At 37.3% G+C, this 9975-nt stretch carries 10 protein-coding genes and 3 pseudogenes; 3 read left to right on the top strand and 10 right to left on the bottom strand.

The features are described 5' to 3' along the window. Positions 1-215 (top strand): annotated as a pseudogene (locus tag PR709_RS16810) (type IV secretion protein Rhs); the annotation flags it as partial. A gap of 195 nt (positions 216-410) precedes the next feature. On the opposite strand, the gene PR709_RS16805 reads toward PR709_RS16810, so the two are convergent. Together PR709_RS16805 and PR709_RS16800 are read right to left on the bottom strand one after the other, a co-directional pair. Continuing rightward, entirely contained in the window at positions 411-1721 is a 1311-nt protein-coding gene (locus PR709_RS16805) for a hypothetical protein (RefSeq protein ID WP_060560802.1), read from the bottom strand. Beyond that, positions 1721-2974, bottom strand: coding sequence for a hypothetical protein (locus tag PR709_RS16800; RefSeq protein WP_040132422.1), 1254 nt, complete (start codon positions 2972-2974; stop codon positions 1721-1723). Before PR709_RS16800 ends, PR709_RS16805 begins: the two co-directional genes overlap by 1 nt. Before the next feature lie 425 nt (positions 2975-3399). Here PR709_RS16800 and PR709_RS16790 point away from each other — a divergent pair. Beyond that, positions 3400-4050: pseudogene (locus tag PR709_RS16790) on the top strand (transposase); the annotation flags it as partial. Between the two features lie 64 nt (positions 4051-4114). Continuing rightward, positions 4115-4276, top strand: a complete 162-nt coding sequence (locus PR709_RS19625) for an RHS repeat-associated core domain-containing protein (RefSeq protein ID WP_080574256.1) — start codon at positions 4115-4117, stop codon at positions 4274-4276. 84 nt (positions 4277-4360) lie between these two features. Here the strand turns inward: PR709_RS19625 and PR709_RS16785 are convergent, their stop codons facing one another. The 8 genes and pseudogenes from PR709_RS16785 to PR709_RS16745 form a co-directional block, all read right to left on the bottom strand. Further along, the gene (locus tag PR709_RS16785) at positions 4361-5302 is read right to left on the bottom strand and encodes a hypothetical protein (protein ID WP_272571012.1); all 942 of its coding nucleotides are present in this window, start codon (positions 5300-5302) and stop codon (positions 4361-4363) included. Next, positions 5302-5625 (bottom strand): hypothetical protein, encoded by a 324-nt coding sequence (locus PR709_RS16780; RefSeq protein ID WP_127891329.1) that lies wholly within the window; start codon positions 5623-5625, stop codon positions 5302-5304. The genes PR709_RS16785 and PR709_RS16780 overlap by 1 nt, the downstream gene beginning before the upstream one ends. A gap of 525 nt (positions 5626-6150) precedes the next feature. Continuing rightward, the gene (locus PR709_RS16770; RefSeq protein ID WP_004925070.1) at positions 6151-7092 is read right to left on the bottom strand and encodes a hypothetical protein; all 942 of its coding nucleotides are present in this window, start codon (positions 7090-7092) and stop codon (positions 6151-6153) included. 126 nt (positions 7093-7218) lie between these two features. Beyond that, positions 7219-7470 (bottom strand): hypothetical protein, encoded by a 252-nt coding sequence (locus PR709_RS16765; RefSeq protein ID WP_004925072.1) that lies wholly within the window; start codon positions 7468-7470, stop codon positions 7219-7221. A 105-nt stretch (positions 7471-7575) separates the two neighbouring features. After that, a pseudogene (locus tag PR709_RS16760) lies at positions 7576-7832 on the bottom strand (PAAR domain-containing protein). Positions 7833-7867: 35 nt separating this feature from the next. Then, entirely contained in the window at positions 7868-8269 is a 402-nt protein-coding gene (locus PR709_RS16755) for a hypothetical protein (RefSeq protein ID WP_004925079.1), read from the bottom strand. 36 nt (positions 8270-8305) lie between these two features. Further along, positions 8306-8488, bottom strand: a complete 183-nt coding sequence (locus tag PR709_RS16750) for a hypothetical protein (protein ID WP_102957315.1) — start codon at positions 8486-8488, stop codon at positions 8306-8308. Between the two features lie 49 nt (positions 8489-8537). Further along, on the bottom strand, positions 8538-9479 hold the full coding sequence (locus tag PR709_RS16745; RefSeq protein WP_004925085.1) for a hypothetical protein: 942 nt from the start codon (positions 9477-9479) through the stop codon (positions 8538-8540). Between the last annotated feature and the right edge of the window lie 496 nt (positions 9480-9975).

Below are 9975 nucleotides of genomic sequence, written 5' to 3'. Positions count from 1 at the left end.
AGGCTTTTGAGTACCTCTACTACGGCTCCGGTCATTTACAGCAAACCAACTGGCGTGATAACGACCAACTCACCGTCTTAGCGGAATATCAGCGAGACCGTTTGCACCGTGAAACGGGCCGCACCAGCGGGTTATTGGACAATGAAACGGGGTATGACCTCCGTGGGCATGTCACCCATCAAGTTAATAGAAGATGCAGGTTTAACAGCTTTTAATTTTCCAGTAAAAATAGAGTTAACGTGTAATTTATTTAGTGAAATTACCTGTTTTATTAATATTAACCTCTTAAACCAAAACAGGTAAATCACAATATATTATTCCTCAATTAAAAAACAAATTAGAATTAATATTTGTTTTTATTACTTACAATCTCTATTTAACATCTCATTATATTGTTGCTTTCCACATTATCAGATCGGCGATATTTCATACACCAATCCATCGCGATTACCGAGATCCGGTGCATAGTAGGATTCTACCGGAAAATAGAATAGACGATTACGGACACCATCAAATAATACATTTTCCTGATAGCTTCTCGGGAATTTCTGCATCCGCTTCCAGTTTTTTCCGCCGTTGTGTGATACCCGGATATGCTCAGGGTCGTTAAACCGAAAAGTGAATATCAGACTATTATCTTTCCCTGCATACAGATCAGAAATCGAGTCTGTACCGGTTTCCAGTACTGGCGTGTAATTGCCGTTGCTGCAATCCAGCCGGTTGATGCTGTACCGCATACGTGGCTCGGTTTTGAGAACAAAATAAACCTCTCCTTCCGGTGTCACGGTCGGTTTACTAACTCGCCCCGGCAGCGACAGATACGCTTCCTGGCGTCCCGTCTGGAAGTTAATACAAGTCAGTGAGCTGGTGTCGCTTTCCTGCTTCCAGAAGATTGCCCGTTGTGAGGTGGCGAGCCAGCTGGGATCCTGTATATTGTAATGCTGATAACTACCGAGATCGGCACGTCCCCGCCCAGAGGGGTTCAGGTCGGCGAGTTTTTTCCAAGTCTGTCCAAAATCCATTGTCTGATACAATCGCTCATTCTGCGCCATCACGAAATGACCCGCCCCAGTAATCGCTAGGACATTCTCTTCCGCCCGCGTTTCTGGCGATGCCCATTGTTGTAGCCACTGCCAATGCAGACCACCGTCATTTGAATAAAATGCTGGTCTTCCTGGGGTGATATCATTCTTAAATACGATCAGGCAGCGCCCTTGATTATCACACTGCTGACTCAGTACGTTGCCGATAAAACGGGCCCGGACGCGCAGCTCCCCCTCCTGCTCCGTCATAATCTGAGTTAGCGGCAACCGTGGCCTGTAGGATTCAATTTCTCGGCCACTCCCTTTGCCAATCTGTTTTGCAATGTGCTTGTTGATCACCGCTTTGTCCGGATTAATTTGCAGATTAAGCAGCGGCACAGCGTTGTCATTAACGGGATCATCACGAAGCACTTTGTTGTAATGATACAGGAAATTACTGCGCTCAATATGATTCACTTTAATATCAATCGCATCGCTTAGGCCAGTGATCAAAACACCCTGTTCAACGCTACTGATAAGCAAAGATTTCATGATAATCGCGTTTTTTTCCGGCTGATAAGGACGAGTACGTTCCCATTCTCCGGCAAATCCAGCGAAATCACGTATGTACATAAAAGTTATGCAAATAATCAGCCCGACGGCCAATAAAGCAACTCGGATGCGACGATCAGTAAACATCAGGTCACCTCCTGAATATACGGAGCCTTATTCAAGCTACTTCGGAATGACACCAGATACTGTCGCACTTTCTCTATCCGTGCGGAGGTGACCGTGTATTTTTCGATAAAGCCGTTGGACAGCTCAGTTAACAGCATAATCAGGAAAAATATCGACATACTGAGAAAACTGCAATCAAGAAACATATCCCCGGCTTTCAACCAGTCCCATTTGTCAGGCATCACACCCGCTTGCCACCAGTCATGGAACGAAAAAAACAGCATCAACAACGGTAACACCAGACAGATGAGACCAATGGCTTTGTACGCCCGTTTCATTTGACGGTTGGGCATCATTATGCCGCTGTATTTGAGATATGCCTGTCCGTCCCGTTCGTTACACAGGCCGACGATCTGACCGTTCTCACCGTTAAGGATAAGCGTCATGGGGTCACCTTCGGTCAGAAAAAAATCCGGATGTCGGTAAAATATCGGATTTACATCTTCACTGAATGTATTGTAATAACAGCGGAAAGTGAATAGCACGCCCTCACAGAGAAACTGATAATCTCTATAATCGCGCCGCGATTTACCTGTACCAGTAAATCCTGTGGTCACACTGAGTGAACGAATTTCCCCTTGTAATGTGCTCAGAATGACCTGATCTGCATGGATCATATTATCCGGCGTCTGGGGTTTTGCTGTTTTTACCACTGCCTGTATATTTTTTTGCTGTGCGGCTATTGTTGTCTGCAGATCGTTTTGAGTGTGAAAGAGTGATAAATCTCCAGCCTGTACACGCCGAAGTCCCTCTTGCAAACGGTGTGTTCGTTTACTACTACTGACCAGCAATCCTTGAACACCGGAGCAAAAAAACCAAGCACCGATAATAAATGCGATCAACATGAGCAGAAATATGATAATACCAAATGATAAATTAAAAAAAACATAGCCAAACGCCCCCATCAGTAGCGTTCCTATCAGTGTTTTCAGGGCATTACGGGCTTTATCGGTACCTTTAGTCACGGGTTGCAGTGTTCCGTGGTCTGGAGCGACTAACCAGTGCAACCAGAATGTCCCATCAGCCAGCGGATGTGCACCGATATACACACGCTCGCCCTCTGTTAATTTTTCCGCAACAGAGATATCTTCAAATTGCTTAGCATACATCCAGAATACCTTATCTCCGGCTAGGATCCGGCGGTAATTCGTTTCTGGTTCGGCGTGCTTATCGTGGCGCACAAACGGCAAATCAAAAAAGCAGACATTTTTCATAGGCAACAGCACCATCCATAAGTAATCATACTACCCAGTAACGATTCTGATTGAAATATTAGTTAATATTTATATTTTGAAGATTAAAAATTATAAAAACACTCGGGCATGTTGACCTTTATTGTATATATTTTATATTGCTCCACATAGTGAGCCACATAATTGAAAACGTCAAAACAACGACACTTTCATCATTTTTTGATAATTTACCATACCAAATAGCAACTGCTCAGTGTTTCTTAATACTCAGAAAGGTATTTTCAACGAAATAGCGGCATTGATATAAACACCAATCAATAGCTATATTACCTTAATTGCTATTTCCTTTTCTAGGTATTATATAGTGAGCCTTAAGATTTTTAATCGAATCTTGTAAAGCTTGGCTATTAATCTTTATCCTCTCCCATTAAAATGAAACAGCTATAATGAGATTTTCTGCCCAAAATTGCAGAGGTCGTTATAAAAAAGCCGGTTTTACTGAAAGGCGAATCGTCAATATTTTAAAACTCGTTGATTCTGGAATGAAAGTCGATGATCTTTATCGGCAACGTGGTATCAGTGTGCCACTGGCGGCAATTGGAAATCAAAGTACAGTGGTATGTAATCCAATGATGTTAAACCATTAAAAGAGCTTGAAAAAAACTCAACGCTTAAGTCAGCCTTGAAAACCATGCGATGAAAGCGCTTTTTGCAAAAAAGGTTGGTAGTAACTAACGGGGAAGACGTCCTGCGTTCAATCAATAAAAGAGGCAGGTTTATCAGTCAGTAAGGCTTGTCAGATGACTTTGTTGTCCGGGGCAACGTTTTATCGTCGGCAGTGAGATTGATGTGAAAAAAATCGAGCGGTGATCGAGGATATACAATCCGTTTTAACCCAGTCACCACAATCTGGATTTTGGAAATACGATTACCGTTTGCGATTTGAAGGCTATCCCTTTAATCATAAACGCGTTTATGGCCGTTTAGGACTCAATCTAAAATGTCGAGTTAAAAAAGCGCTCTGCGTACGTGAGAAAAGGCCACTAGCAATTGAAAAAATACCGAATATTCAATGGGAACTAGTTTTGTTGCTTGATAACATGGGTATCTTCTCTGCCCGATATTCCCCCAGACAAGCATTTAACATATTGACGATAAAATGTGAAACCTGCTCCAACATCCGCTTCTTATTTCAACAAAGAGGTAGGATTACACTATAACACGTACCACTACTACGCCCCAGATTTAGGTCGTTTTATCCAACGAGACTCGATAGTGCTGGTAAGTGGACTGAATTGTACCAGTATGCACCGGACCCTTTAATCTGAATTGACAACTCATTGGATTAAACAAATTAGATATATAAGGGATGACAGAAAAAAGCGAATCCCTGTCTATTTATCGAGGTTAAAATAGTGTATGAATAACTTTCAATTCTGGGTTAATTGTAATGATATCATCAATTATTTGATTATAAATAGCAGGCATCGTTTGTTTCCACCCCACCATATCTGGACGGTGCTCTATAGCCATGGGGGTTCTTAATAGCGTATGATCAATAATAGGCGTTGTTAACCCGTGTCGTGCACGGAAATTTTTTACGGCTTGGTATTCAAACGGCCACGCTAATAAAATTTCCATGTCTATTTCATAGCCTGTTGAACTTTGTTCATCAGTGTTGATACCGAATAGAGCTGACCACTCCACATGTTTATCACATAAAGTAATAAGCCATTCAGCGACAACATCATGATTTTCATTATAAAGTGCTTCTTGGCAAAAGCGTTGATAAAACGGATCAATAGGGATCCCCGCGCTTTCCCAATCTATAGTTTGATTTTTCTCACTAGCAAGCATTTCGATAGCGAGAACACCTAACTTCTGCGGTCGAGTATACATTAGGAGAGATTTTACCATTTTACCTGATTGGATACTTTCAATGATTTTATCGTAACAAAGATGCCCAAATCTAAAATCATTACAGGCGAAATCCATTAATAATACTTGTCCTTGTTCAGATAGTTCCCAAAAAAAACGGTCACTATTAAAACCGTTATAATAATTTAACAATAACGATATGTTTTTTTTAAAAAAAACCTCCTCAAAACTAAAATAATTATATTTATCTACTGAGTAAATTTTATTTATATAAAATAGATTCACTATCCCCATATTAGAATCTAAACATACAAAGTAATGAGTATATTTGTCTTTGCTGCTTTTAGAAGCGCCAAGTTCGATATTCCTGAGAAATCTTTCCTCGATTTTTTTCTTTAGTATAACATCATCAAATTCGATGTCTCTTAATTCACCTTTAAGATATTTATTTATTAAATCTAATTTTGACATTATTTGACAATCTCCATTATGAGTGTTTTATCACATATAGATGTACTAGCTACTAAAAATGTATCATTTATGCCAGCTTTTAATTTGATAGCAACGACATTTTTTATTATCTTATCTACTTGTGAGTAGATATCTTCATCTAATCTAGCTTTTATATCTAAAAAATTATCTATATCTGATACAGATATATTACATTCGTTTTTAGAATACATTCTTTTTTCTGCTTGAACCATATGTTTTTGTAAATTTATAAATAGACTTTTTTGAGCCTCACTGAGGCTTCCTCCGACTAATGTTCCTAAATCATCAAACTTTTCTCTCATGACCATTTTCGTTTCAATCGTAATCCAATAAGGTGGAGGAGAGTCAATTTAACAAATTAAATTATCCTCATAATTATTCGATTTTTTAAAGACAACATACTGACTAATAATAGTATTCACTCATTCTTTATTGTTTTAACCCCATGATTAAAAAAAACCACTCAAGATATTTTTTTACTGCTTGTTTAACCCTCTGCAACAAGCTCATATCCGCTAAGACACCCACAAACCACCTTGTGTCCTTCTAATGCTACTGAGATCCCATTGGTTTTCATCAAGTTGGCTAGCTCGACCAATAAATTCAAAGTGCAAATAATTTTTCTTTAATTGATTAAACAACGCCTCTCACTTAATTTTATGGTGTTCTAATACAGCTTGATGCTCCTCTTCAAAATAGTGAACTGCATCAAGATAAAAGGCTTGCAGCTTATTATCACGAATAATTTATTTTCTTTCTGCCGTCAGCTTCATGTTCATGACATTATCTATATTCACAGGCGGTAAATCTCCGCCTATTAATCATAATTAAAATAGTTTATGAATAACTTGAAGCTCTGGATTAATAGAAATCAAGTCATCAATTATTTGGTGATAAATAACTGGCATATTTTTCTTCCATCCTACCATATCTGTGCGGTGCTCTATTGCCATCGGGGTTTTTAATAGCGGATGATCAATAATAGGCGTTGTTAAACCGTGTTTAGCTCTGAAATTTTTTACGGCTTGGTATTCAAAAGGCCACGCTAATAAAATTTCCATATCAATTTCATAGCCTGTTGAGCTTTGTTCATTCTCATTCTCTGCAAATAATGCAGACCATTCAATATGCCTGTCACATAAAGTAATCAACCATTGTTCTATAACGTCATGACTTTCAGTATAAAGTGCTTCTTGGCAGAATCGTTGATAAAACGGGTCAATAGGAATACCTGCACTCTCCCAATCTATGGTCTGATTTTTTTCACTTGCCAGCATTTCAATGGCTAACACGCCTAATTTTTGAGGACGGGTATACATTGGAAGGGATTTTGCCATTTTTCCCGATTGAATACTTTCAATGATTTTATCGTAGCAAAGATGTCCAACTCTAAAATCGTCACAAGCGAAATCCATTAATAAAATTTCGCCTTGCTCAGCAAGGTTAAAAAAGCATTTGTGTCTTTTATAGTTATCATAATAACCCAATATATAGTTTAAATTCTTATGATAAAAAAAACGTTCAAATGTGTAGAAAACTTTATTAACTTTTTTATACAACTGAAACATATATATCATTGCAATTGATGATGCATTAAAGTCCAAAATAGACATGTAATCAATATATTTATTCTCATTATTATCATGCATTACATCTTCAATGCTTTCAATAAAATCTTCATTTATAAGATCTTCAATGTCATTAACATCCCTAGTTGTTTGATTGACTCTTTTTTCTACATATTTAATTACATCATTTGCTCTGGTCATTTATTTAAACGCCTCAATTATATAGAAAGAACCGTATTTATTATTGCTTGACACATCCAATTTACCATCAATAGCAACCGTTAATTTAAAACCTGCAATATTACTCTTACTGATATCTTTTTTAATTTAAACTAACATTTTCCTTTGAGCTCTACTTAAATTATAATCATTATGTCCTTGAACAAAAGATATATTTACTAGACCAGTATGCTTACTTATATTTCCAATATAATCTTTTTGAGATTCACTTGGCTCACCACTTTTTGGTGTTGTATTTGCCCCAAACTTATCCTTCATCGTCGTTTTGATTTCAAACGTAACCCACTCAGGTGGCGGTGGCTCAATTTTGCAAATGAAATCATCTTTATAATCATTCATTATTTAAAGCTAACATACTGACTAACAACTGTATTCACTCATTCTTTATTGTTTTAACCCCTATGATTAAAGCACCCCGCTCAAGATACTTTTTTTACTGCTTGCTTAATCCACTGCGACAAGCACACACGCACAAGCCACTTTATGACCTTCAAGTGCGACGGGAATTCCGTTGATTTTCATTAAACCGTCGCTCTCGACGATAGCACCAGTTTTTTGTTCGAAGGGCAATAAACTAATTCACTCACACAGGCGACTCCTTGGATTTGTTTGGCAAGGGATGAACCGGTCAGCACCATGCCATCTGTGCCGATGGTATCATTTTTTAAAATAATTTTACGACCATTAACTGTGCTACTCATTATTGACTCTATTTTAATGAGTCTATCTACATGGTTCAAAAACAGTTTAACCCGTCTAAATATTGTGCAACGAGACAGAGAAAGACAATGTTCTCTTTACGTATCTGCACTGTATTGATATTTTCCAGTACTTGCTTTAAGAATAACTCTTTTTCTTTATAGTTATCAGTAAATTGTTTATTCATATCCTTTAATAGAAACAATTCAATTTCTGATTTTAGTATCGAGGGTTCATTACCGATAACCAGATAGCATTTTTTAGCATAATCGATGATTTCACTGACGTTGTGTGATAAATCGAGAGTTTGATAATGTTCAATCATACCTTCTAACCATGCTTTACTTTTTGAGTCTTTGAACAAAACTACTTGCTCAAGATGCTCTTGTACCGTTTGAAATAACGGTGACTGTGCGTAAAATTTCCCACAATAGAGCATGAATGTTGTCTGCGTAACACACAAATATTGGCTTGCTCAACCAATAGATTCAAAATACACATAATTTTTCTTTAATTGATTAAACAAGGCCTCTCGCTTAATTTCATGATGATCTAATGCTACTCGATGTTCTTCTTCAAAGTAGTGAACTGCATCAAGATAAAAAGCTTGCAGCTTATTATCACAAATAATTTGTTTACTTTGTGCCGTCAGCTTCATGACATTACCCATTTTAAAAAGCGGTAAATTAACCGCCTATTGTTCATGATTAAAATAGTTTATGAATAACTTGCAGCTCGGGATTAATCGTAATGAGGTCATCAATTATCTGATAATAAATTGATGGCATATTTTGCTTCCAGCCCACCATATCAGGACGGTGTTCGATCGCCATTGGCGTTTTTAATAGCGGATGATCTATGACAGGGGTGGTTAATCCATGTTTAGCCCGGAAATTTTTAACCGCTTGATATTCAAAAGGCCAAGAGACTAAAAGCTCCGTGTTAATTTCATATCCCGTTGAACGTTGTTCGTCGTCATTATCCCTAAACATGGCCGACCATTCGATATGTTTATCGCACAATGTAACAAGCCATTGAGCGACAACATCGTGATTTTCATTATAAAGTGCTTCTTGGCAAAAACGTTGATAAAATGGATCAATAGGGATCCCCGCACTTTCCCAATCTATTGTTTGATTTTTTTCACTCGCCAGCATTTCGATAGCTAGTACACCTAACTTCTGCGGTCGGGTATACATTGGGAGAGATTTTGCCATTTTACCCGATTGAATACTTTCAATAACTTTATCGTAGCAAAAGTGCCCTATTCGAAAATCATTACAAGCAAAATCCATGAGTAAAATTTCACCTTGCTTGGCAAGATCTAAGAAATGTTCTCTGTTCTTATCGACATCATTATAATTCAAAATAAAGAGTAAATTATAATGGTAGTAAAGTTTTTCGAGTTCATATGGTGAATTGTTATCTTTTTTGTATATTTGCCGCATGTATATTGTATCTGTAGCTGTTAACAAATAACTCAATAAAATTTGATAGTCAATATAACGCTCTGAGTTATTTAACCCCTGTAATTTATTTAAACTATCTAACCTTGAGTTAGATATAAACTCATTGATTTTATCGACATCATTCGTTGAATCTTTCATTATTTTTTCTATATACTGAATAACTTTTTGGGTTCGCTTCATTTTTTAAATCCTCTGCGACGGACATAGTATCATATTTATTATTAGATGCAGGATTGAAACTATTATCTAACCCCACTGTTACTTTATAACCAGCTATTTGATTTTTTACTAGCTACTATTTATTTCCTTCAGTAAAGTAGCTTCTTTAATAGTTAAAGAATAACTATTTTTATCATTTAAAAAAGAGTTTATAGAGGTATCAAGATGTAGCTTCATATTACCTATGTAATCTTTCCGAATTTCACTTAACTTCCCTCCGTTTGGTGTTGCATTTGACCCAAACTTATCCTTCATCGTCGTTTTGATTTCAAACGTGATCCTACTTAGGTGACGGTGATTCAATTTTGCAAATGAAATCATCCTCATAATCATTCGATTCTTTAAAGCTAACATACTGACTAACAACTGTATTCACTCATTCTTTATTGTTTTAACCCCTATGATTACAACAACCCGCTCAAGATACTTTTTTTACTGCTTGCTTGATCCACTGCAG

This window comes from Providencia sp. PROV267 (assembly GCF_028477825.1).
Lineage (GTDB): Bacteria > Pseudomonadota > Gammaproteobacteria > Enterobacterales > Enterobacteriaceae > Providencia > Providencia stuartii.
The sequence above is the reverse complement of the archived record's forward strand: the minus strand, read 5'-3'. Positions and strand labels throughout refer to the sequence as shown.

What these genes read in the sequence shown, in the direction of transcription:
- PR709_RS16805 (WP_060560802.1), bottom strand. Translation starts at nt 1,721, where the DNA reads ATGTTTACTGATCGTCGCATCCGAGTTGCTTTATTGGCCGTCGGGCTG.
- PR709_RS16800 (WP_040132422.1), bottom strand. Translation starts at nt 2,974, where the DNA reads ATGAAAAATGTCTGCTTTTTTGATTTGCCGTTTGTGCGCCACGATAAG.
- PR709_RS16785 (WP_272571012.1), bottom strand. Translation starts at nt 5,302, where the DNA reads ATGTCAAAATTAGATTTAATAAATAAATATCTTAAAGGTGAATTAAGA.
- PR709_RS16780 (WP_127891329.1), bottom strand. Translation starts at nt 5,625, where the DNA reads ATGAGAGAAAAGTTTGATGATTTAGGAACATTAGTCGGAGGAAGCCTC.
- PR709_RS16770 (WP_004925070.1), bottom strand. Translation starts at nt 7,092, where the DNA reads ATGACCAGAGCAAATGATGTAATTAAATATGTAGAAAAAAGAGTCAAT.
- PR709_RS16765 (WP_004925072.1), bottom strand. Translation starts at nt 7,470, where the DNA reads ATGAATGATTATAAAGATGATTTCATTTGCAAAATTGAGCCACCGCCA.
- PR709_RS16755 (WP_004925079.1), bottom strand. Translation starts at nt 8,269, where the DNA reads ATGCTCTATTGTGGGAAATTTTACGCACAGTCACCGTTATTTCAAACG.
- PR709_RS16750 (WP_102957315.1), bottom strand. Translation starts at nt 8,488, where the DNA reads ATGAAGCTGACGGCACAAAGTAAACAAATTATTTGTGATAATAAGCTG.
- PR709_RS16745 (WP_004925085.1), bottom strand. Translation starts at nt 9,479, where the DNA reads ATGAAGCGAACCCAAAAAGTTATTCAGTATATAGAAAAAATAATGAAA.